Annotated in this window: 18 protein-coding genes; 10 read left to right on the top strand and 8 right to left on the bottom strand. The window is 66.8% G+C overall.

Features of this window, described 5'->3' with window-relative positions; genetic code table 11:
* Positions 1–435: 435 nt before the first annotated feature.
* The 5 genes from RHOFW104R8_RS04415 (at position 436) to RHOFW104R8_RS04435 (ending at position 4,221) form a co-directional block, all read left to right on the top strand.
* Positions 436–1,056: a YceI family protein gene (locus RHOFW104R8_RS04415; protein ID WP_068090968.1), complete on the top strand. Its 621-nt coding sequence runs from the start codon at positions 436–438 to the stop codon at positions 1,054–1,056.
* Positions 1,053–1,631: a cytochrome b gene (locus tag RHOFW104R8_RS04420; RefSeq protein WP_068090966.1), complete on the top strand. Its 579-nt coding sequence runs from the start codon at positions 1,053–1,055 to the stop codon at positions 1,629–1,631. The genes RHOFW104R8_RS04415 and RHOFW104R8_RS04420 overlap by 4 nt, the downstream gene beginning before the upstream one ends.
* A complete protein-coding gene (locus RHOFW104R8_RS04425) occupies positions 1,631–2,179 on the top strand; it encodes a YceI family protein (RefSeq protein ID WP_068090963.1) in 549 nt (182 codons plus the stop codon). The genes RHOFW104R8_RS04420 and RHOFW104R8_RS04425 overlap by 1 nt, the downstream gene beginning before the upstream one ends.
* Before the next feature lie 9 nt (positions 2,180–2,188).
* Positions 2,189–3,553 (top strand): GTP-binding protein, encoded by a 1,365-nt coding sequence (locus RHOFW104R8_RS04430; protein ID WP_068090962.1) that lies wholly within the window; start codon positions 2,189–2,191, stop codon positions 3,551–3,553.
* A 95-nt stretch (positions 3,554–3,648) separates the two neighbouring features.
* Positions 3,649–4,221: a DUF4337 domain-containing protein gene (locus RHOFW104R8_RS04435; RefSeq protein ID WP_068090960.1), complete on the top strand. Its 573-nt coding sequence runs from the start codon at positions 3,649–3,651 to the stop codon at positions 4,219–4,221.
* Between the two features lie 225 nt (positions 4,222–4,446).
* Here RHOFW104R8_RS04435 and RHOFW104R8_RS04440 read toward each other — a convergent pair whose 3' ends face one another.
* The gene (locus tag RHOFW104R8_RS04440) at positions 4,447–4,677 is read right to left on the bottom strand and encodes a glutaredoxin family protein (protein ID WP_068090958.1); all 231 of its coding nucleotides are present in this window, start codon (positions 4,675–4,677) and stop codon (positions 4,447–4,449) included.
* A gap of 77 nt (positions 4,678–4,754) precedes the next feature.
* Here RHOFW104R8_RS04440 and RHOFW104R8_RS04445 point away from each other — a divergent pair, with 77 nt between their 5' ends.
* Positions 4,755–6,137, top strand: a complete 1,383-nt coding sequence (locus RHOFW104R8_RS04445; RefSeq protein WP_068090956.1) for an L-serine ammonia-lyase — start codon at positions 4,755–4,757, stop codon at positions 6,135–6,137.
* A 111-nt stretch (positions 6,138–6,248) separates the two neighbouring features.
* Here the strand turns inward: RHOFW104R8_RS04445 and RHOFW104R8_RS04450 are convergent, their stop codons facing one another.
* Positions 6,249–6,695, bottom strand: a complete 447-nt coding sequence (locus tag RHOFW104R8_RS04450; RefSeq protein WP_068090953.1) for a hypothetical protein — start codon at positions 6,693–6,695, stop codon at positions 6,249–6,251.
* A 92-nt stretch (positions 6,696–6,787) separates the two neighbouring features.
* On the opposite strand from RHOFW104R8_RS04450, the gene RHOFW104R8_RS04455 reads away from it, so the two are divergent.
* The gene (locus RHOFW104R8_RS04455) at positions 6,788–8,782 is read left to right on the top strand and encodes a site-specific DNA-methyltransferase (protein ID WP_068090980.1); all 1,995 of its coding nucleotides are present in this window, start codon (positions 6,788–6,790) and stop codon (positions 8,780–8,782) included.
* Between the two features lie 113 nt (positions 8,783–8,895).
* Here the strand turns inward: RHOFW104R8_RS04455 and RHOFW104R8_RS04460 are convergent, their stop codons facing one another.
* Positions 8,896–9,201, bottom strand: a complete 306-nt coding sequence (locus tag RHOFW104R8_RS04460; RefSeq protein WP_068090951.1) for a HigA family addiction module antitoxin — start codon at positions 9,199–9,201, stop codon at positions 8,896–8,898.
* A 12-nt stretch (positions 9,202–9,213) separates the two neighbouring features.
* Entirely contained in the window at positions 9,214–9,495 is a 282-nt protein-coding gene (locus RHOFW104R8_RS04465) for a type II toxin-antitoxin system RelE/ParE family toxin (RefSeq protein ID WP_068090978.1), read from the bottom strand.
* A gap of 85 nt (positions 9,496–9,580) precedes the next feature.
* On the opposite strand from RHOFW104R8_RS04465, the gene RHOFW104R8_RS04470 reads away from it, so the two are divergent.
* Together RHOFW104R8_RS04470 and RHOFW104R8_RS04475 are read left to right on the top strand one after the other, a co-directional pair.
* Positions 9,581–12,526, top strand: coding sequence for a DEAD/DEAH box helicase family protein (locus RHOFW104R8_RS04470; protein ID WP_068090949.1), 2,946 nt, complete (start codon positions 9,581–9,583; stop codon positions 12,524–12,526).
* A gap of 275 nt (positions 12,527–12,801) precedes the next feature.
* Complete coding sequence (locus RHOFW104R8_RS04475; protein ID WP_068090948.1) at positions 12,802–14,466, top strand: APC family permease; 1,665 nt, start codon at positions 12,802–12,804, stop codon at positions 14,464–14,466.
* Between the two features lie 54 nt (positions 14,467–14,520).
* Here the strand turns inward: RHOFW104R8_RS04475 and RHOFW104R8_RS04480 are convergent, their stop codons facing one another.
* Entirely contained in the window at positions 14,521–16,107 is a 1,587-nt protein-coding gene (locus RHOFW104R8_RS04480; RefSeq protein ID WP_068090946.1) for a hypothetical protein, read from the bottom strand.
* Positions 16,104–16,610: a hypothetical protein gene (locus tag RHOFW104R8_RS04485; RefSeq protein WP_068090944.1), complete on the bottom strand. Its 507-nt coding sequence runs from the start codon at positions 16,608–16,610 to the stop codon at positions 16,104–16,106. The genes RHOFW104R8_RS04480 and RHOFW104R8_RS04485 overlap by 4 nt, the downstream gene beginning before the upstream one ends.
* Positions 16,611–16,731: 121 nt before the next feature.
* Here RHOFW104R8_RS04485 and RHOFW104R8_RS04490 point away from each other — a divergent pair, with 121 nt between their 5' ends.
* Positions 16,732–18,864 (top strand): autotransporter outer membrane beta-barrel domain-containing protein, encoded by a 2,133-nt coding sequence (locus tag RHOFW104R8_RS04490; protein WP_082823527.1) that lies wholly within the window; start codon positions 16,732–16,734, stop codon positions 18,862–18,864.
* A 175-nt stretch (positions 18,865–19,039) separates the two neighbouring features.
* Here RHOFW104R8_RS04490 and RHOFW104R8_RS04495 read toward each other — a convergent pair whose 3' ends face one another.
* Complete coding sequence (locus RHOFW104R8_RS04495; RefSeq protein WP_068090941.1) at positions 19,040–20,122, bottom strand: homoserine dehydrogenase; 1,083 nt, start codon at positions 20,120–20,122, stop codon at positions 19,040–19,042.
* The gene (gene metB, locus RHOFW104R8_RS04500; protein ID WP_153021642.1) at positions 20,119–21,309 is read right to left on the bottom strand and encodes a cystathionine gamma-synthase; all 1,191 of its coding nucleotides are present in this window, start codon (positions 21,307–21,309) and stop codon (positions 20,119–20,121) included. The genes RHOFW104R8_RS04495 and metB overlap by 4 nt, the downstream gene beginning before the upstream one ends.
* Between the last annotated feature and the right edge of the window lie 21 nt (positions 21,310–21,330).

The raw sequence follows: 21,330 nt of genomic DNA on the forward strand, positions 1-21,330 counted from the left end.
TGAGGCGGGGCGATCAGGCCGCGCAGCGGGCTAGGTCATGGATGACCTCGCCTTTTCGCACGGGCAGGAGGCCCGTTCGAAAAGCCCGGCCCCGGCTCACGGACTTGCCGGGCGGGAGCCCGGCAAGCGCCAAGCGGGGTGGCCTTCTCTTTTGGGTTACTTTTCTCTTGGCCACGCAAGAGAAAAGTGACTCGGGCGCCATCGGCGCACGAAAGCTCTCCGCCCTGAGCCCGCATCAACGCGACAGAAGCATCGCCCGCGAGCGGGCTCCTACAACGATCCCGCGAGGTGGCTGTCGCAGGCACACGAAAGCTCCGGTCTTGCGAGACAATAAATACCAGAAACCCCTGCCCCCCCGATTGACCCCCAACCGGAAACCCATCGTTCAGCCCCCGGCGCTGGCGGCGCCGCCGGCGATCGGCCAGACTTCGCCGCATGTCTCGTCTGCGTCCAAACTGCTGGCCGTGGTGTCTCGCGGCGATGCTGCTGCCGCTGGCAACGGCGCATGCCGCGCCGGCCGGCTGGCGCTACGACACCGTGCACAGCCAGGTCGTCTTCAGCATCAGCCACAACGGCTATTCGCGGCCGTTCGGGCGGCTGCACATCGCGCGCGGCTGGTTGCGTTTCGACCCGGGCGACTGGAGCACGGCGGCGACCGAACTGGACATCGACCTGGCCGGCGTGGACATGGGCGATGCGGCCTGGAACGCGGCGGTGTGCAAGCCGGCGCTGCTCGACTGCGAGCGGCAGCGCTATGCGCACTTCCGCAGCACCGGCGTGGAACGCCGGGACGACCAGCACGGCGTGCTGCACGGGGAGCTGACCCTGCACGGCGTGACCCGCCCGCTGGACCTGGCGTTCACCTTCAACCGCGCCGCCCGCACCCTCTACGAAACGCACGAGGTGGCGGGCTTCTCGGCCACCACCAGCCTGGATCGCAACGACTTCGGCATCACCGCCAACCCCAATTCGATCGGCGCGCACGTCAGCCTCTGGCTGGAGCTGGAAGCGCTCCGCGACGACCGCGCCACCTCGCCCACCAAGGAGCATCCATGAGTCTGCGCAGCAACGACCGCCAATGGGGTTCGGTCGCCAAGTTCTTCCACTGGACCATCGCGCTGGGCATCCTCGGCAACGGCCTGTTCGGCCTGCTGATGGACCTGGCCAGCTCGCCGATGCAGAAGATCAACTGGCTGGCCCTGCACAAGTCGATCGGCCTCACCGTGCTGGCGCTGGTGCTGCTGCGCATCGCGTGGCGCTGGACCGACCACCGCCCGGCCGAGGAGCCGGCGCCGCGCTGGCAGCAACTCGCCGCGCAGGCGGCGCACGGCCTGCTGTACGTGTTGATCGTGCTGCTGCCGCTCAGCGGCTGGTGGTTCAACTCGGTCACCGGCAAGCCGCTGCAGTGGTTCAAGCTGTTCAACCTGCCGGCGCTGGTGCAGAAGAACGACGCGCTGCGCCACTTCGCGCACGGCGTGCACGAGTACCTGTTCTGGTTCCTGCTGCTGGTGCTGGTGGCGCATGTCGGCGGCGCGCTGAAACACCACCTGCTCGATCACGACAACGTGCTGCGCCGGATGCTGCCGTTCGGCCGCCTGCGCGCACGCCCCGCTTCCGAAGGAGATCACTGATGAAACGTCTTGCCATCCTGCTGCTGGCGCTCGCCCTGCCCTGCGTCGCCGCGGCCACCGACTACACCGTGCAGCCGGCGTCCAGCACGCTAGGCTTCAGCAACACCTTCCAGGGCGAATCGTTCGACGGCCGCTTCGGCCAGTGGACCGCCACGATCAGCTACGACCCCGCCCACCTCGCCGCATCGAAGTTCGACGTGGAGGTGAACCTGGCCAGCGTGAAGACCGGCGACAAGGACCGCGACGGCGCGCTGCCCGGCGCGGACTTCTTCGACGTGGCGAAATTCCCGAAGGCGCACTTCGTCACCACCGGCTTCCGCCAGAGCGGCGGCAAGGTGGTCGCCGATGGCACGCTCACCCTGCGCGGGGTGACCAAACCCATGAGCCTCGAGGTGACGTTCAAGCCGCAGGCCGGCGGCGCCACGCTGGACGTGGCCGGCACGGTGAAGCGGCTGGACTTCGGCGTGGGCACCGGCGACTACGCCGACACCTCGGTGATCGGCGGCGACGTGAAGGTCACCGCGCACCTGCAGTTGGCGCCGAAGTAAGCCGCCGCGATGGCGAGCGACACGCTGTGGCGGCGCCTGCGCGGCTGGGTCGCGCGGGGGCCCGCCGTCGCCACGCCTGCACCGCGCGCGGCCACCGACCCGACGCCGGTGGCCGACAGCCTGCGCGCGCTGCTGGATGACCCGACCATCCCGGCCGCGGTGCGCAGCGAGCTGGCCGGCGACTTCGGCCGCATCGAGGCCATGCTGGACAAGCTCGAGCGCGGCGAGCTGCACGTGGCCGTGTTCGGCCGCGTCTCCACCGGCAAGTCGGCGCTGGGCAACGCGCTGCTCGGCCGCGAGGCGTTCGCCGTGGGCGTCCTGCACGGCACCACCACCGACGCCGAGCACGCCATGCTGGACGAGGCGCAGCACGACGGCCTGGTGCTGATCGACACACCCGGCATCAACGAGCTGGACGGCGAGGCACGCGAACGCCTCGCGTTCGAGGTGGCCGAGGTCAGCGACCTGGTGGTGTTCGTCGGCGACGGCGACCTCACCCGCGAGGAACTCGACGCGCTGAAGACGCTTGCCGCCACCCAGCGTCCGCTGCTGTTGGCATTGAACAAGGCCGACCGGTACAGACCGGACGAACTGCACAGCCTGCTGCAGCACCTGCGCCGGCGCGTGGCCGGCCTGGTGCGCGCGGAAGACGTGCTCGCGGTGGCCGCGCGGCCGGCGCCGCAGCGGCTGGTCGAGATCGACGCGCGCGGCCACGAACACCTCCGCGAGCAGGCAGGCACGCTCGACGTGGCCGCCCTGCGCGAGCGGCTGCTGGCGATCGCCGCGCGCGAGGGCAAGACGCTGTCGGCGATCAACGCCGGGCTGTACGCCGGCCGGCTCACCGACCAGGTCAGCGCGCGCATCGCGCAGACCCGGCAGGCGGTGGCGGCGAAACTTATCCGCCAGTACTGCCTGGCCAAGGGCGTGGCGGTGGCGCTGAACCCGATCCCGGTGGCCGACCTGCTCGCCGCCGCCGGGCTGGACGCGGCGATGGTGGTACAGCTGTCGCGCGTGTACGGCCTGCCGCTGACCCGCGCCGAATCCGGCCGGCTGGTGGCGGTGATCTCCGCCCAGCTGGCCGCGCTGATGGGTGCGATCTGGGGCATGCAGCTGGTCGCCTCGGCGCTGAAGGGCGTCAGCGCCGGGCTATCGGTGCTGATCACCGCCGCCGCGCAGGGTGCGCTGGGCTGGTACGCCACGGTGCTGATCGGCCGCGCCGCCGAACGCTACCTGGTCGCCGGCAAGTCCTGGGGCGAAGCCGGCGCCAAGCGCGCCGTCGCCGACATCGTCGCCGGCCTCGACCGCGATTCGATCCTGCGCGAGGCGCGCGAGGAGATCCTGCTCCGGCTCAGGAACCCTGGCGCCGCCCGCTGAACCGATAGAGTCCGATAGTTCTTGCGGGATACGCCGCATGCACGGCGATCGCGCCTAGAATCCGCATCCCACCCAGCCGGCTGATCGGAGAGCGCATGTCAGAAGAATTCGAAGTCCGTGGAGTGCACGAGGACCACCTGGACGAAGCCGCCGAACGCGAGCCCCGCGGCATGGCCGGCCGGCTGGCGGTGATCACCGCCATCCTGGCCACCATGGGCGCCATGTTCTCGTACATGGCGGGCAGCACCCAGGCCGAGGCGGCCCTGCTCAAGAACGACGCCGCCATCAGGAAAACCGAAGCGGCCAACCAGTGGAACTACTACCAGGCGAAGGGCAACAAGCTGAACCTGAGCGAGCTCGGCATGGAGCTGTCCAGCGATGTGCGCAAGCCGTTCTTCGCGGCCGAGATGAAGCGCTACGAGGCGCAGAAGGCCGAGATCAAGCTCGCCGCCGACAAGCTCGAACAGGCTTCGGCCGCGCTCGACGAAAAGAGCGAGGCGCAGATGCACCGCCATCACCGCTGGGCGCAGGCCACGATGCTGCTGCAGATCGGCATCGCCATGGCCGCGATCGCGCTGCTCACCCGCAAGCAGTGGCTGGGCAGGCTGGTGCTCGTGATGGGCGGCCTCGGCCTCGTCGTCGGCACGCTGGCGTATTTCGGCGTCTGAAAGCTGGCCGGTGGTCCATCCCGACATGCAGCCGTTGCCGCGGTGCGCAGGGAGATCCTCGATCGGCAGAGAACCCGCGGCCCTTGGCCTGATGTTCCTCCCCCCGCTCGCAGGGGGAGGTCGGAGGAGGTTGTTCTGGCTTGCGGGAAAGATCAAGAGCGAACCCCTCACCTGAGGGACTCCCTCCGGTCGCCCAGCCCTCCCCTGCCTTGCAGGGTAGGGAGCTTACTTCGACAGGAACGCGCGCACGGCCGCCGCATCGAACGGCCAGTCCAGCTCGCGGCCGTCGCGCGCATCGCGCAGCACCGGCACGCGGGTGCCGTAGCGCTGCTCCAGTTCGTCCGCATCGTCCACCCACACGCTGTCGAAATCCGGCGCGTGCGCCTCGGCCATGACGGCGAGCGCGCAATCGCACAGGTGGCAGTAGTCGCGCTGGTACAGGATCAGGTCGGACATGCGCTTGCGAATGGACTGCCAAAGCCAAGGGTGCCGCGTAGAATAGCCGGTTCATTCACTTCGCCAGCAGCGCATCCATGGCCGTCAGCGTATTCGACCTGTTCAAGATCGGCATCGGGCCGTCCTCCTCGCACACGGTGGGACCGATGCGCGCCGCCGCGCGCTTCGCCGAACGCTGGCTGGAGGAGAAGGGCGTGCTCGACCGCGTCGTCCGCGTGCGCGCCGAGCTGTACGGTTCTTTGGCGATGACCGGCCGCGGCCACGGCACCGACAAGGCGGTGCTGCTGGGGCTCGAAGGCCAGCACCCGGACACCGTCGATCCCGACCGGATCCCCGCCACGCTCGAACGCATCCGCACGACGCAACGCCTGCGCGTGCTCGGCAAGCACGAGATCGGGTTCGAGGAAAAGCGCGACCTGGTCTTCAACAAGCGCCAAAAGCTGCCGTTCCACACCAACGGCATGCGCTTTTCCGCCTACGACGCCGACGGCAACGAGCTGGCCAGCCGCGACTACTACTCGGTCGGCGGCGGTTTCGTGGTCAACGCCGACGAGGCGGCGGAAGACCGCATCGTCGCCGACACCACCGAGCAGCCTTACGCCTTCACCACCGGCGACCAGATGCTCGCGCTGTGCAAGCAACACCACCTGACGGTCGCCCAGCTGATGATGGCGAACGAGAGCGTGTGGCGGCCCGAGGCGGAAACCCGCGCCGGCCTGCTGACGATCTGGCAGGCGATGCAGGACTGCGTGACGCGCGGCCTGCGCTCGCCCGGCACCCTGCCCGGCGGCCTGCACGTGGCGCGCCGCGCCCCGGCCATGGCCGACGAACTGCGCAACCAGCCCGAGGCCGCGCTGAAGGATCCGCTGACCATCCTCGACTGGGTGAACCTGTATGCGCTGGCGGTGAACGAGGAAAACGCCGCCGGCGGCCGCGTGGTCACCGCACCGACCAACGGCGCCGCCGGCATCGTGCCCGCGGTGGGCCATTACTACCTGCGCTTCTGCCCGAAGGCGGACGAGAACGGCATCATCGACTACCTGCTCACCGCCGCCGCGATCGGCATCCTGTACAAGGAAAACGCCTCGATCTCCGGCGCCGAAGTGGGTTGCCAGGGCGAAGTCGGCGTGGCCTGCTCGATGGCCGCCGGCGGCCTCACCGCCGCGCTCGGCGGCAACGTGATGCAGGTCGAGAACGCCGCCGAGATCGGCATGGAGCACAACCTCGGCCTCACCTGCGACCCGATCGGCGGCCTGGTGCAGATCCCCTGCATCGAACGCAACGCGATGGGCTCGGTCAAGGCGATCAACGCCAGCCGCATGGCGCTGAAGAGCGACGGCAAGCACCGCGTTTCGCTCGACAAGGTGATCATGACCATGCGCGATACCGGCCGCGACATGAAGGACAAGTACAAGGAAACCAGCCGCGGCGGCCTGGCCGTCAACGTCATCGAGTGCTGAAGCCCTGCCGGTGAGCGACGCTGCGTAGGGCGGGCACGGCCCGCCGGCTCTTGCTTTGTTGAATCCAGAGCGGCGGACAGTGTCCGCCCTACACGACCTGGGGCCACTCGGCTATCGGCGGCTATCCGTTTTTGCGCCAGCGCGGCGCTTGATTGAGGTCGACCGTCTCGAAGGCGGTGCCGCCAAGGCAAGGATCACGTCGCACACGACCTTCTGCTGCGCAGCCGGCAGTGCCCGGTAGATATCGAAGACCTTCTGGTCGTCGTAGGTCGGCGCCTCTTCCTTGACCTGTCTGGCGCCACGCTTTCCGTGCACGGCCCGATCGCCGAACCGCAGGAAATCCGGGCTTTCCTTCAGCCAGTCGGCCAGCACGACCAGCTTGTCCTGCTCGGGAATCCCCTTGCCGTTCAACCAGCGCGAAGCCGTCTGGAACACCACCGAGGTGCCCGGAAAGCGCAGGTTGAACTGCGTGACCAGCACCCCCGGGCGCGGCTCGTGGCCCTGCGCGAGCATCGCGGCAGCCAGGCGTTTCGAGAATTCGGCGCGTTCGTTGCTCATTCCATGGCAACTTAGCGGCCGCCCAGCCTACCGGTTAACGTACAGAGTTCACTATGATTAACGTTTGACGTTAATCCATGGGGAACGGCCGCGTGACCAATTCACTGCTGGAACAGCTGCCGGAGATCATCAGGGAAGGCCGCAAGCAGGCCGAGAAGATCCTGGAGAGCCTGGAAGGACGCCACCGGGTCAGCCTGCAGACACGCGAGTGGGTGCTGCCGTCGAAGGACACGCGCGACGGCGACTGGATCACCGCGGCGAACCGGCAGGCGCACCTGGGCGACGAAGGCACGGCCGACTGGACCAACCGGCTGATCTACGGCGACAACCTGCTGGCGATGGCCGCCCTGCTCGCCGGCGACGAACACACGCCCAGCCTGCGCGGCAAGGTCGACCTGATCTACATCGACCCGCCGTTCGACTCCAAGGCCGACTACCGCACCAAGGTGTCGCTGCCTGGCGTAGAGCTGGAGCAGAAGCCGACGGTGATCGAGCAGTTCGCATATTCCGATACATGGTCGCAAGGGACGGCGTCATATCTCGAAATGATTACCCCGCGACTGGTGCTCATGCGGGAGCTACTCGCGGACACCGGCTCGATCCACGTTCACTTGGGCATTCAGGTCAGCCACTACGTGAAGATCGTGATGGACGAAATCTTCGGCAAGGACAATTTTGTCCAGGAAGTCATTTGGGCCTATGGCTCACCTTCTGGAGGTCGAGCAGCCGGCCCCAAGATGGTCAAGATCCACGAATACATCGCGCATTACGCGAAAAGTTATGACAACCGCTACACCAAGAAGGTGTATTTGCCATACGAGCAGAAATACATCGACGACTGGTTCAAATACACGGACGAGGATGGGCGCCGATATCGCATCCGACTGCGTGGCAAAGACGACGAAGGCGAGAACATTGTTGATCGCCAGTACCTGGACGAAAGCAAGGGGCTGCCAGCTTCGACGGTGTGGACTGATATCAAACAGATCTATGCTGATCCACGCGCCTACAAAGAAAACCAGGCTAAGCACTCGGAAATCACTGGCTACGACACACAGAAGCCGGAACGTTTGCTGGAACGCATTATCGAGCACTCCTGCCCAAACACGGGCCTCGTCGCCGATTTCAACGGCGGCTCCGGCACCACCGCCGCCGTCGCCGAGAAGCTCGGCCGCCGCTGGATCACCACCGATCTCGGCAAGCCGGCCTGCATGATCATGCGCAAGCGGCTGATCGACCAGGGCGCCAAGCCCTTCCTGTACCAGGCGATCGGTGATTACCAGGTCGAGGCGGCGAAGAGTTCGCTGGGGCGCAAGTTCCGCGTGGGCGACCTGTCGGGGATCGTGCTTTCGCTGTACGGCGCGCTTCCGCTGCAGCCGGAAGACAACCCGCTGCGCAATCTCGGCGCGGTGGTGTACGGCGGCAAGAAGACCCTGGTGCTGGTGGACTCGCCGAACAAGCTCACCGGCGACGCCACCTTGCGCAAGGCGATCGCGCAGCGCGAGCACCTGCTCGGCGGCTGGGATCGGGTGGTGGTGCTGGGCTGGAACTTCGAGCCGTCGATCGGGCAGAGCATCACCGCGCTGAACGACCCGCGGCTGGAAGTGCTGGTGATCCCGCCCGACCTGCTCGACCGCCTGCGCAAGAAGGGTGGCATCGAGAAGCTGCGCGGCCAGGTGCGCTTTTCCAGCCTGCAGTACCTCACGATCAAGCCGGTGCAACGCCAGCGCAGCGGCGACGAGGAGCAGTTGCAGGTTACGCTGGACAACTACGTGCTGCTCTCGCCCGAGGCGATCAACCTGGACGAGGAGAACCGGAAGAAGCTGCTCAAGGTGGCCAACGCCGAACCGCTTGCGCTGATCGAGTACTGGGCGGTGGATCCGGACTACGACGGTGCGGTGTTCCGCTCCGTGTGGCAGGACTACCGCGGCAACACCGCCAACGACGATGACGCATTGCGCGCGGTGACCGCCGCGAACTTCAACGTGCCGCACAAGGCTGGCGAGCGCCGCGTCTGCGTGCGCGTGGTCGATGTGTTCGGCTTCGAGGCCGAGGTGGTGCAGGTGGTGGCGGAGGGAGGGAAGTGATGGCTCGCGAGACGCTCCGGCCCTCGTCATTCCAGCGAAAGCTGGAATCCAGCGTCTTTACCTGCCAGGAGTCGCTGGATTCCCGTCTTCGCGGGAATGACGGCAAAAAGCATTCAGGCTGCCAACCGCTGAACTTTACGCAGACTGTCCTTGATATCGCGCTCGGCGATTTTGAGGTCGTAGTCAGTCTGCCAGTTCAGCCACATTTGCGGCGTCTGGCCAAAGGCGCGACCAAACCGCAACGCAAGCTCTGCGGTCACCGGACGTTCGCCACGGATCACGTGCGAAATACGCATCGGCGAAACTCCGACCACGCGAGCGAAAGCCGCCTGACTCATGCCGAGATCACTCAGGATCTCTTCAAGCAGTTCGCCGGGGTGAATGGGCGGCAGACCGTTTTTGGTGGCGGGTATGGACATGTATGCAGTTCCTCAGTGGTAGTCGACGATCTCGACATCGAAGGCATCGCCGCCCTCAAAACGAAAACACAGCCGCCATTGCTCGTTGACGCGAATGCTCCATTGGCCAGCTCGATCTCCTTTCAAGGCTTCGAGACGATTGGAGGGCGGCTTGCGCAGATCCTCGACCCGGTTGGCGAGATGCAAGTGCTGCAGGCGTCCGATCGCGCGACGCGCGATATCCGGTGGAAACCGCTTGGCGGCTCCGGTGGAAAACAAGCGCTCCGTCTCCCTGTCGGCAAAGCTCCTGATCACCTGGTCACTCCTGTTTACCTGGCCGGCTTTCGCCCGACCATCGTAAACAATATGTTTACGATGCGCAAGCATGGGGAGCAAGACCATGCGTGACCCTGCCAACCCGCTGGCCCTGGCTGCGGCACTGACCCACCGCACCGAACAACTGTGCGTTGGACTGGAACAGGGCATCGCCGACCTCTACGAACTGGTGACGCCGGTGACCGCCGAGCTGCTGCGCTGGTGGTTCGGCGAGGATGCCTGTCGGTCGCGCGCGTTCAATTTTCACCCCGGCCAGAGGCAGGCGATCCTCAACGTGATCGTGGCGCACGAAGTGCTGGACAGCCCAAACCTGAAGGACCTGTACCAGCAGGTGTGCGCCGACGCCTTGCTGGTAGGCACACGTCTCGCCGACGTGGCGCAGGGCAAGCACGGCCACCCGAAGTACTGCCTGAAGATGGCCACCGGCACCGGCAAGACCTGGGTGCTGCAGGCGCTGCTGGTGTGGCAGTTGTTGAACAAGACGGCGGCACTGGACGAGGGCCGCGACGACCCGCGCTTCACCCGCCGCTTCCTGATCGTGGCGCCGGGGCTGATCGTGTACGAGCGCCTGCTCGATGCGTTCCTCGGCAAGGAGAACGAAGACAAGAGCCGCGATTTCGCCAGCTCCGACATCGCCAGCTACGCCGAGCTGTTCACCCCGCCGGCGCGGCGCGAGCGGATCGCGCAGTTCGTACGCGGCAATGTTTGCCAGAAGCAGGAGATCGGCCTGAAGGCCACCGGCAACGGCATGATCGCAATCACCAACTGGCACCTGCTCAGCGACGCCGAGGAGGAAGCGGAGCAGGAGGAAACCGAGTGGGTCGACACGCCGGGCATGGTCGCCGATGCGGCCCGCGTGGCCTACGACGTGCTGCCGCTGACGCCGGGCCGCGCCGCCGGCAACAGCCTCGACATGCTGGACCGGCGCTGGGCACGCGGCAACGTGCTCTCCTATCTCGCCGACCTGCCCGACCTGATGGTATTCAACGACGAGGCGCACCACATCCACGAGTTGAAGAAGGAAGGCGAGACCACCGAGGTCGAATGGCAGAAGAGCCTGTCGATCATCGCCGCGGGCAAGGGCCGCCGCTTCGTGCAGATGGATTTTTCCGCCACGCCGTACAACGACGTGGGCGGCGGCAGGAACAAGCGCAAGGTTTACTTCCCGCACATCGTGGTCGATTTCGACCTGAAGGCGGCGATGCGGCTGGGCCTGGTGAAGTCGCTGGTGCTGGACAAGCGCAAGGAGCTGGGCGCGCTGCCGCTGGATTCACTGGAGTTCAAGGCCGAGCGCGACGCCGACGGCAACGTGGCGCTTTCCGAAGGCCAGCGCGTGATGCTGCGCGCCGGCCTGCAGAAGCTGCGCAAGCTGGAGGCGGACTTCGCCCGGCTCGACCCCGACCGCCACCCGAAGATGCTGGTGGTGTGCGAGGACACCAAGGTATCGCCGCTGGTGGCGCAGTTCCTGTGCGACGAGGGCCTGCACGACGAGGACGTGCTCACCGTCGATTCCGGCAAGAAGGCGGAGCTCGGCGAGAAGGACTGGGCGCCGCTGCGCCAGCGCCTGTTCAACGTGGACCGGCACGCGCAGCCGCGGGCGATCGTCAGCGTGCTGATGCTGCGCGAGGGTTTCGACGTCAACAACATCTGCGTGATCGTGCCGCTGCGTTCCAGCCAGGCGCAGATCCTGCTGGAGCAGACCATCGGCCGCGGCCTGCGCCTGATGTGGCGCGACCCGGAATACGCCGACATCAAGCGCGAGAACCGCGAGCGGATCAACCGCGGCGAGGAGCCGGGCTCGCTGATCGACATTCTCTCGATCGTCGAGCACCCGGCGTTCCAGGGCTTCTACGACGAGCTGATGCGCGAAGGCCTGGTCGGCACCACTGGCGACGACGAAGGCAGCAGCACCGGCGACCTGGTCGCCGCCGAGCTGCGCGAGGATTACGAGCTGTATGACTTCGCCATCCCGTTCATCCTTCGCGAGACCGAGGAGAACGTCGAGCACCTGCCGATCGATATCGCCACGCTGTCGCCGTTCAGCGCGATGAGCCGCGTGAAGCTGGCCGAACTGCTGGGCAAGGGCGACACCTTCACCTCGCAGGACCTGCAGAGCAGCACGCTGTTCGGCGACTACCGTGTCGACGGCGTGGCGATGAACGTCAGCGGCTACAACGAGCTGTTGTCGCGGCTGACCCGGCGGGTGAGCCAGGCCTTGAACCACCCGCTGCCGAGGGGCAACAAGATCGCCCCGCACCTGGATCGCCCCTACCTGCAGATGAACACCGCCGCGCTGGCCACCGCGCTGGACGACTATATCCGCGAGCGGCTTTTCGACGAACCCTTCGAGCCGTTCGAGGACGAGGGCTGGCGACTATTGCTGCTGGATCCGGTGCTCGACCACATCGTGAAGATCTTCGGGCTGGCGCTGGTACGCGCCGAGGAGCACACCACTACCGGCGCCACCGAAGTGCGTCATCGGCATCTGTCCGAGGTGAGCAGGCTGATGGTGCGCGAAAGCGCCTCGCTGGAAGTGACCAAGTGCATCTACACGCGCCTGCCGTACCCGACCCGCAGCGGCGGGCTGGAGCGCGCGTTCATCGAGTGGGCGCAGCTGGATGCCGGCGTGGAGGCGTTCTGCAAGATCAGCGAGAACCGCCACGACTTCGCGCGGCTGCGCTACGTCAAGGACGACGGCCTGCCCGCGTTCTACATCCCGGATTTCCTGGTGCGCACGGCCGAGGCGATCTACCTGGTCGAGACCAAGGCGCAGCAGCAGGTCAGCCATCCGAACGTGCAGCGCAAGCTGAAGGCGGCCACCACCTGGTGCGAGCGGATCAACGCGCTGGACGCGGAGCAGCGCGGCGACCGCGTATGGCATTACGCGCTGGTCGGCGAGTCGCGGTTTTACGACTGGCGGGAAAAAGGCGCCCGGCTGGGCGAACTGCTGGCGTTCTCGCGCGCACGCGCCGCGCCGACAGCACAGTCGCAAGGTGGCCTGGCCCTCTGACGCCGTACTCCCGGGGAGGTTGCTCCCTCCCCTGCTTGCAGGGGAGGGTTGGGGAGGGGTCGCTCTTGATCTTGAAGCAGCAGAGCGAAAAGCCCACCCCCTCCCAGCCTCCCCCTGCAAGCAGGGGGAGGAGCAAAGGCTTCCTGCTTCGCCTGCAGCAGAGGGAAAAACCGGAGCCCCAATAGCCCGCATGACTTCCGCGAGATGACACGGGGCGGTCAGTTCTGCAACCATCGGCCTCTTTTCCCGCCTCCGACGCCTCCGCAGGAGCTTCCATGTCCCAAGCCAGCCAGATCCGCCGCGACGTCGGCCCGTTCGCCCTGATGCTCACGGGCCTGGGCTCCATCATCGGTTCCGGCTGGCTGTTCGGCGCGTGGAACGCGGCCAAGCTGGCCGGCCCCGGCGCGATCTGGGCGTGGGTGCTCGGCGCGGCGATCATCATGGCGATCGCGCTGACCTACGCCGAGCTGGGTGCGATGTTCCCCGAGTCCGGCGGCATGGTGCGCTACGGCCACTACTCGCACGGTTCGCTGGTCGGCTTCATCGCGGCGTGGGCGAACTGGATCGCGATCGTCTCGGTGATCCCGGTCGAGGCCGAGGCCTCGGTGCAGTACATGGCCGGCTGGAAGTGGCAGTGGGCGCAGGACCTGTACCGCCACGTTCCCGGCGGCCACGGCGAGTTGTCCCACGCCGGGCTGGCGATCGCGGCGGTGCTGGTGATCGTGTACTTCCTGCTGAACTTCTGGAGCGTGAAGCTGTTCGCCCGCTCCAACACCGCGATCACCCTGTTCAAGCTGGTGGTGCCCGCCGCCACCGGCATCGCGCTGATCGCCAGCGGCTTCCACCCGGAAAACTTCTCGGTGGGCGCGCACGGCGGCGCGCACGAGACGGATTTCTCGGCGATCCTCACCGCGGTGGCCACCGCCGGCATCGTGTTCAGCTTCAACGGCTTCCAGAGCCCGGTGAACCTGGCCGGCGAGGCACGCAACCCGGGCCGCAGCATTCCGTTCGCGATCGTCGGCTCGATCCTGCTGGCCACCGTGGTCTACGTGATCCTGCAGGTCGCCTATATCGGCGCGGTGCCGCGCGAGATGCTGGCCACGGCCGGCTGGCACGGCATCGACTTCAGCTCGCCGTTCGCGCAGCTGGCGGTGCTGGTCAACCTGAACTGGCTGGCGATCCTGCTCTACGCCGATGCCTTCGTCAGCCCCAGCGGCACCGGCATGACCTATACCGCCACCACCGCGCGGATGATCTACGGCATGGAGCGCAACGGCACCATGCCGAAGATCTTCGGCAGCGTGCACCCGAAGTGGGGCGTGCCGCGCCCGGCGATGTGGCTGAACCTGGTGGTGTCGTTCCTGTTCCTGTTCTTCTTCCGCGGCTGGGGCACGCTGGCGGCGGTGATCTCGGTGGCCACGATCATCTCCTACCTGACCGGCCCGGTCAGCGTGATGACCCTGCGCCGCACCGCACCCGGGCTGCACCGCCCGTTCCGCCTGCTCGGCCTGCCGGTGCTGGCCGGCATCGCCTTCGTCATGTCGACCGAGCTGCTGTACTGGGCGAAGTGGCCGCTGACCGGCGAGATCATCCTGCTGATGGCGGTGGCGCTGCCGGTGTACCTGTACTACCAGGCGAAGAGCGGCTGGCACGACTTCGGCCGGCAGATGAACGGCGCCTCGTGGCTGGTGTGCTACCTGCCCGCGCTGGCCTTCGTCTCGTGGATCGGCAGCACGATGTTCGGCGGCAAGGGCTACCTGCCCTACGGCTGGGACCTGCTGCTGGTCGGCGTGGTCGGCCTGGTGTTCTACCTGTGGGGCGTGCGGTGCGGCTGGCGCACGCCGTCGGTGGAGGCGGCGGAACTGGAGGCAAGGGTCGATCCGCACGCGCCGCTGGTGCCGCCTGACGAAGAGACCGCCGAGCGCGTCACCGGGCGCTGAGCCGCCCTACCCGGCTCCATGGAACGCGCGGCGACCAGCCGCGCGTTTTTGTTTTCAGCAAGCGGCCGCCCGCCCACGACCGCCCAGCGACAACAGCACCAGCACGATCGCCAGCACCCCGTAGGCGCCGGCGAACTGCCACACGATGCCGCGCGAGGCGGCGTCGAGCAGCCACGGCAGGTAGATGCCGCCGGACGGTTCGACCGAGTGGATCACGCCGAACAGGCTGAGCGCCCCGCCGAGCAGCAGGATCAGTGCGGCGCGCCGCGGGCGATGGTCGATCAGCGCCACCACGAAACTGGCCCAGACCATCGCGGTGATGATGAAGCCGTTGCCCAGCACGGTGATCACCGCCAGCTCGGAGATGCCGTGCGTGCCGTCGTTGAACAGCCGGGTGAAATGTTCGGGCGAGACATAGGTCGGGTCGCTCAGCTTGATCGTGAGCATCCGCGCGATCGCCGGAAAGAAACTGAACACCACCGCCGCCGCGTAGCGCATCGGCGTCGCCTCGAAGGCCTGCACGGTGATGCCGATCGCCACGAACACCAGGATAGGCGCCAGCACCGGCAGCGGCACCAGCTCGACCAGGTTCGACAGATAGCCGAACACGCCGCCCAGCCCGATCACGATGCCGGTGAGCAGGGTGTAGCCGCTGCGCGCGCCCATCGCCTTGTACGACGGCTGGCCGATGTACGGCGTGGTCTGCGCCACGCCGCCGCAGAAGCCGGCCGCCAGCGTCGCCAGCGCCTCGACCAGCAGGATGTCGCGGGTGGAGTAATCATCGCCGGCCGCACGCGCGCTCTCGGTGACGTTGATGCCGCCCACCACCATCAGCAGGCCGAACGGCAGGATCAGCGGCAGGTACGGCACGATGTACGCAAGCCCCTCCACCCACTGCAGGGTCGGCCACGGCAGCGCGAAACGCCATTGCCACGCTGCCGGCGCGTGGTAGCCCGCACCCAGCCAGCCCAGCGGGCCGAGCCCGTAGTACAGCAGCGCGCCGAGCACGAACGCCACCAGCACACCGGGCAGTCCGAACGGCATCCGCGCGTGCGCCACCAGCGCGTACAGCACCACGCCGAGGCCGGCGAACCCCACCACCGGCAGCTTGAGGATCTCCACCAGCGGCAGGAAGCCCATCAGCACCAGTGCGATGCCGGCGATCGAACCGAGCAGGCCGGCGCGCGGCACGTGCCGCTGCACCATCGCGCCGAAGAACGACAGCACGAACTTCAGCACGCCCATCACCACCAGCGAGGCCATGCCCAGCTGCCAGGTGGCGATCGCCGCGGCGTGTTCGTCCATACCGCCCTGCCTGAAGCCGAGGAAGGCCGGGCCGAGCACCAGCAGCGCCATGCCGATGCTGGTGGGCGCATCCAGCCCCAGCGGCATCGCAGTGACGTTGTCACTGCCGCGGCGCCGGGCCAGCCGGCGCGCCATCACGGTATAGGCGAGGTTGCCCAGCAGCACGCCCAGCGCGGTGCCCGGAAACATGCGCAGGAACACGATGTCCGCGGGAAAGCCGAACAGGCCGATCAGCGCCGCCGCGAGGAAGCCCATGATGGACAGGTTGTCCACCACCAGGCCGAGGAAGCCGTTGATGTCGCCGGGAGCGAGCCAGCGACGGATGGAGGTATTCACGCGCAGGATCTACCTGGGTTCGGAAAAAAAGAGGGGTCGGCACTTGCGTGGAATGATACTTCCGTCGGCTGCATCACCTGCGGCACTGGCTGGTCGCCATCGACGTGACTCGCAGGCATTTCAATCGGACGAGACCGAAGCCGTTGCTGATCGCCGACATATCTGGGCAGGGTTGTTCGAAATTCCCTGGAGCGCACGATCAAGCCGCCTTGCTTCTCTCCGACCTGCGGGATGATCCGCTGAAGCTGCACACCCGCATCACATTCGTTCACGTACTTTGATCGCAAGCGCTTGAGCGCCCCGTCCACAACCGCGATTGATCGTGTGGGCTGCGACACCTTCCACCCCGTGTTGTCGGAAGAGCGATTGATGGTCACATCAAACGCCGGCAACAGTAGCCAGAAAATATTCATCTGGACGGTCAAAGCCACCGAAATCCGGCAGATGTTTGCGTGCGCCAAAAAGACGCTGGCCTGAACGGTCCAAACAGCGTCGATCACCATACCAGCCTGTTTATCTCCTGGGTGTCACGCCAAGCGGGGACTCACGAGCATTTGGTGCGTCCGCACACCCCGCGGGCAATGCACCGCCACGACACTGCTCGAAATCCCGAAGGGGACACCCATGAAAAAAACTCTCTTGATTCCCGTCCTTGGCTCTGCCATGGCGGCCTGGTTGCCATTGACGGTGGCACGTGAGGTTGTCGTCCTGCCTGGCGTCGTCAGTCCAGTCGGCGTGGCGAGTGGTGTCGATACACGGGGCCCGGGAACCCTCACCGTTGGCAACCAGAACATCAACACCGGGAATGATGCTGGTGGCGCCATCACAACCGACGCTGCCAATACGGCGAATATCGTCTTCAACGGCACCTCGATAGTGACCGGATTCGTCGGCAAGACCGGAACCACCTTCCTTGGCATCGCCGCCGGCGCCAACGGAAACACGGTGACCTTTACCGCTCCGGTTTTCTCGACGACGTTCTCGGTTTCCGGTACCGGCACCGTCAATTTCAATGGCGGCTTCACCAGCAATACGGGTTCGACCATGGATTTTGCCGGCGACGGCCGCATCAATGTGGGACCCGGCCAAACCGTCAAGGCCGCCATAACCAACTCGGCCGGGGCGCATACCGGCACACTGACGCTCAATGGCAACAGCATCCTGGATGGTGCTGTCGGCGCGGCGAGCGGACTGAAGCAGATCAACGTCGGCGGCGGCAATGCGCTGATCACCGGTCAGGCCAACGCCGCGGCCTTCACACTCGGCACCAACACCTTGAATGTAGCCGGTGCGCTGGCCATTCCGGTGGCGGGAACCATCAATACGACCATTTTCAGTCAATCGCTGTACGGGAAAATAGTGCCGGTAGGCGCCGCGACCATCGGCAATGCCCTGCAAGTCAACGTGACCGTCACCGGACCCATTGCCAACGGGACCAGTTATAACATTGTCGACGCGACCAGCGGCACGAACGGAAGTACCGTCACCGCGACAAGCAATACTCCGCGCTACCTGTTTTCGGCGGCACCCACCACGAACGGCTTGGTGAAAATCACCACGACGCAGATACCCCTCGCGGACGTGGTGGCTCCAGTGGTCGTTCCGGCCGCGCCCGTCATTATCCCGATCATCGCGCCGGTCATCGATGCGTTGCCGTTGACTCCGAATACGGCACCGCTTTTGACCGCGATTACGCTGCTGCCGACGGCACCCGCCGTGGCCAATGCACTGGTGCAACTTGCCCCGGGAACGGCCGGCACCGCAGCACCGCAGGTGAGTTACCGGGTCACCCAGCAGTTCCAGAACCTGTGGGCCTCCCATCTCGAGGAAGGTCAGGACAAATGTGGCCAGAACGGGCAGCCCCATCGACAGAACATGCCTCAAGGAGAGGCGGCCGCGGCTTGCCAATACAACGATACGCGCGCGCGCTGGTGGGGAGCCGCCTTTGGCTATTTTGGCAAACAGCGCAACACGCAGGGAATTGAGGGATACAGCTCCGACAGTTACGGCGCCATGGTCGCATATGAAACACCGCTCAGCGAAACCACCCGTGCAGGTTTTGGCGTCAGATACGCTCGGTCGGTAGTCGACGGCAACAACTCCGGCAGCCACGGCACCATCAAGTCCTACCAGGCCACGGCCTACCTGGGTTATGCGCCAGGGCCCTGGTTCGCCAATGTCAGCCTCGTGTATGGACTGGACGATTATTCGGGTTCGCGTCGCGTCTCGTTTCCCGGTGTCGAGAAAACCGCGTCAGCCGATTACAACAGCCACCAATACACTGCCTTTGGTACCACGGGCTATCACTTCTATGTCGGCGACGGCCAGACCGTCATCACGCCGATCGCAACGCTTCAATACACCCGCATGCTTGTCCCTGCCTATGCGGAGACAGGCGGGGGCACGATCAATCTGAAGGTCAACGCCCATGACTACGACTTCGTGCAATCGGGCCTCGGGGTAAAGATCGCTCGCAACATTGCCCTTTCCGATACACAGACGCTGCGTCCCGAGCTGCATGTCAACTGGCTGCATTCTTTCAGCGGCGGAACCATGAACAACACGGCAGCCTTCGTGAGCGGCGGCCCCACCTTCACCGCCACCGGATTGAAGCCGGAGAGGAACACCTACGACGTGGGCGTCGGCGTGGTACTTGCCAGCGGCAAGAAATGGTCGCTTGAAGGCGCTTACGATTACCAATGGAGTCACGGCTACAAGGCGAATCAGGCAATGCTGAAAGCCATCCTGTACTTGTAGCCGACCTAGCCCTCGCAGGCTGTTGCCGTCTTTGCATGCTCCACCAAGGCAGCAACCCGCTCCCTGTCGGTTGCTGCGCACACCGCAAGGTGGCGGTGTGCGCAAAGAGCCCCGGCATTCAACGCCGTCTCGTTGCTGGACATCGCTGCGCTCACTCCAACCTGCTGAAGCGCTTTCACATCAGCGCCAGCACGTCCCCCAGCAGCGCCTGCGCGGTCACCTCCGGTCCCGCGCCCGGCCCCTGGATCACCAGCGGCTGGGCGTGGTAACGGGTGGTGGTGAGCGCGAACTGGTTGTCGGTGCCGTACAGCCGCGCGGCGGGATGGGTGAGCGGCACTTCGGCCAGGCCGACGCGCGCATGCCCGCGCTGGTTGAGCCGGGCCAGGAAGCGCAGCACGCAGCCGCGCGATTTCGCCTCGGCCTGGCGCGCGGCCAGCGGCGCGTCGAGTTCGGCCAGCCGCGCCAGGAACGCCTCGGTATCCAGTTCGCGCAGGGATTCGGGCACCAGGCCTTCCACCTGCACCTCGTCGGTGCCCAGCGCGAAGCCGGCGTTGCGGGCGATGATCAGCAGCTTGCGCGCCACGTCCTCGCCGGACAGGTCCGAGCGCGGGTCGGGTTCGGTGTAGCCGAGCTGGCGCGCCTCGCGCAGCAGCTCGGAAAACGGGCGGCTGCCGTCGTACTGGTTGAACAGCCACGACAGCGAACCGGAGAACACGCCTTCCAGGGTGAGCAGGCCGTCGCCGCAGGCGCGCAGCCGGCGCAGGGTGGACAGCACCGGCAGGCCGGCGCCCACCGTGGCCGAGTCGCCGTAGCGGCCGCCGTTCGCCAGCGCGGCCTGCAGCGCGCGCCAGCCGGACAGTTCGCCGCCGGCCAGTGCCTTGTTCGCGGTGACCACGTGGTAGCCGTGCGCCAGCCACTCCGCATGACGCGCCGCCAGCGCCGCACTGGCGGTGGCGTCCACGATCACCTTCACCGCCGCGTCGCTGGCGTCCAGCGCGGCGAGCAGGCTGGTGTTGTCGCGCGGCGTGCCGTGCTGGCCCAGCTGTTCGCGCAGGTTGCGCCGGGCCAGGCTGGCCGGATCGGTCTGCTGGCGGCGCGAGTTCGCCGCGCCGACCAGCCGCAGCGAGCCCGCGGCCGAGGTGTTGAGCAGCTTGAGCAGCGCACCGCCGACCACACCGGTGCCCAGCAGCACGATCGCGATGGCGGGGGATGCGGCGGCCCCGGCATTTGCCGCGCGTTCGGCCAGCACCGCGCTCACGCGAGCACCCGGCGTTTGGACGTCTCCACCGCTTCGGCGCGGACCAACGCCGCGTCGAGATCGCGCAGCAGGTCGCCGCCGTCCTCGATGCCGATCGACAGGCGCAACAGGCTGTCGGCGATACCCGCGGTGCGGCGCGCCTCCGGCGCCATCGCTGCATGGGTCATGGTGGCGGGATGGGCGATCAGGCTTTCCACACCACCCAGTGATTCGGCCAGCGAGAAGTACTGCAGGCCGTCGACGAACGCCTCGATCTGCGCCGCGTCGCCGTCCAGCTCGAAGCTCAGCATGGCGCCGAAACCCTGCTGCTGGCGCGCCGCCAGCGCATGTCCTGGGTGGCCGGCCAGGCCGGGGTAGTAGACCTTGCGCACGGCGGCGTGCGCATCGAGCCGCTCGGCGATGCGCACGGCGTTTTCCTGGTGCTGGCGCAGCCGAACGCCGAGGGTGCGCAGGCCGCGCAGGGTGAGGTAGCTGTCGAACGGCGCGCCGGTAAGGCCGTTGCAGTTGGCCCACCACTTCAGCTGTTCGGCCACCGCCGCGTCGCGCGCCACCGCCGCGCCGCCCACCACGTCGCTGTGGCCGTTGATGTACTTGGTGGTGGAGTGCACCACCACGTCGGCGCCCAGCAGCAGCGGCTGCTGCAGCGCCGGCGACAGGAAGGTGTTGTCGACCACCAGCAAGGCGCCGGCCGCGTGCGCGGCCTGCGCCACGTGGCGGATGTCGGTGATCCGCAGCAGCGGGTTCGACGGCGTCTCCACCCATACCAGCGCCGGCTTGCGCGCCAGGCCGGCGGCCAGCGCCACGCTGTCGGTGAGGTCGGCGAACTCGACCTGGAAGCGGCCCTTCTTCGCCCAGGCGTCGAGCAGCCGCCAGGTGCCGCCGTAGCAATCGTGCGCCGCCAGCACGGTGGCGCCGGCCGGCACCAGCTCCAGCGCCAGCGCCACCGCCGACATGCCGCTGGAAGTCACCACCGCGCCGGCGCCCTGCTCCAGTTCCGCCAGTGCCTCGCCGAGCAGGTCGCGGGTGGGATTGCCGCTGCGCGAGTAGTCGTACGCGCGCTTGCGGCCGAAGCCCGCGAAGCTGTAGTTGGTCGACAGGTGCAGCGCGGGCACCACGGCGCCGTGCTGGGTGTCGCTCTCGATCCCGGCGCGCACGGCGCGGGTACAGGGGGCGGGGGTGTCGCTCATGTGCATCTCCAGGTTGTTCGT

Source organism: Rhodanobacter sp. FW104-R8, from assembly GCF_001617365.1.
Classification (GTDB): domain Bacteria; phylum Pseudomonadota; class Gammaproteobacteria; order Xanthomonadales; family Rhodanobacteraceae; genus Rhodanobacter.

Coding starts and splice junctions, on each gene's coding strand:
- RHOFW104R8_RS04485 (WP_068090944.1), bottom strand. CDS start 16,610: ATGGTGATCGACGCTGTTTGGACCGTTCAGGCCAGCGTCTTTTTGGCG.
- RHOFW104R8_RS04450 (WP_068090953.1), bottom strand. CDS start 6,695: ATGAGCAACGAACGCGCCGAATTCTCGAAACGCCTGGCTGCCGCGATG.
- RHOFW104R8_RS04460 (WP_068090951.1), bottom strand. CDS start 9,201: ATGTCCATACCCGCCACCAAAAACGGTCTGCCGCCCATTCACCCCGGC.
- RHOFW104R8_RS04435 (WP_068090960.1), top strand. CDS start 3,649: ATGTCAGAAGAATTCGAAGTCCGTGGAGTGCACGAGGACCACCTGGAC.
- RHOFW104R8_RS04430 (WP_068090962.1), top strand. CDS start 2,189: ATGGCGAGCGACACGCTGTGGCGGCGCCTGCGCGGCTGGGTCGCGCGG.
- RHOFW104R8_RS04425 (WP_068090963.1), top strand. CDS start 1,631: ATGAAACGTCTTGCCATCCTGCTGCTGGCGCTCGCCCTGCCCTGCGTC.
- RHOFW104R8_RS04440 (WP_068090958.1), bottom strand. CDS start 4,677: ATGTCCGACCTGATCCTGTACCAGCGCGACTACTGCCACCTGTGCGAT.
- RHOFW104R8_RS04470 (WP_068090949.1), top strand. CDS start 9,581: ATGCGTGACCCTGCCAACCCGCTGGCCCTGGCTGCGGCACTGACCCAC.
- RHOFW104R8_RS04445 (WP_068090956.1), top strand. CDS start 4,755: ATGGCCGTCAGCGTATTCGACCTGTTCAAGATCGGCATCGGGCCGTCC.
- RHOFW104R8_RS04420 (WP_068090966.1), top strand. CDS start 1,053: ATGAGTCTGCGCAGCAACGACCGCCAATGGGGTTCGGTCGCCAAGTTC.
- metB (WP_153021642.1), bottom strand. CDS start 21,309: ATGAGCGACACCCCCGCCCCCTGTACCCGCGCCGTGCGCGCCGGGATC.
- RHOFW104R8_RS04475 (WP_068090948.1), top strand. CDS start 12,802: ATGTCCCAAGCCAGCCAGATCCGCCGCGACGTCGGCCCGTTCGCCCTG.
- RHOFW104R8_RS04490 (WP_082823527.1), top strand. CDS start 16,732: ATGAAAAAAACTCTCTTGATTCCCGTCCTTGGCTCTGCCATGGCGGCC.
- RHOFW104R8_RS04415 (WP_068090968.1), top strand. CDS start 436: ATGTCTCGTCTGCGTCCAAACTGCTGGCCGTGGTGTCTCGCGGCGATG.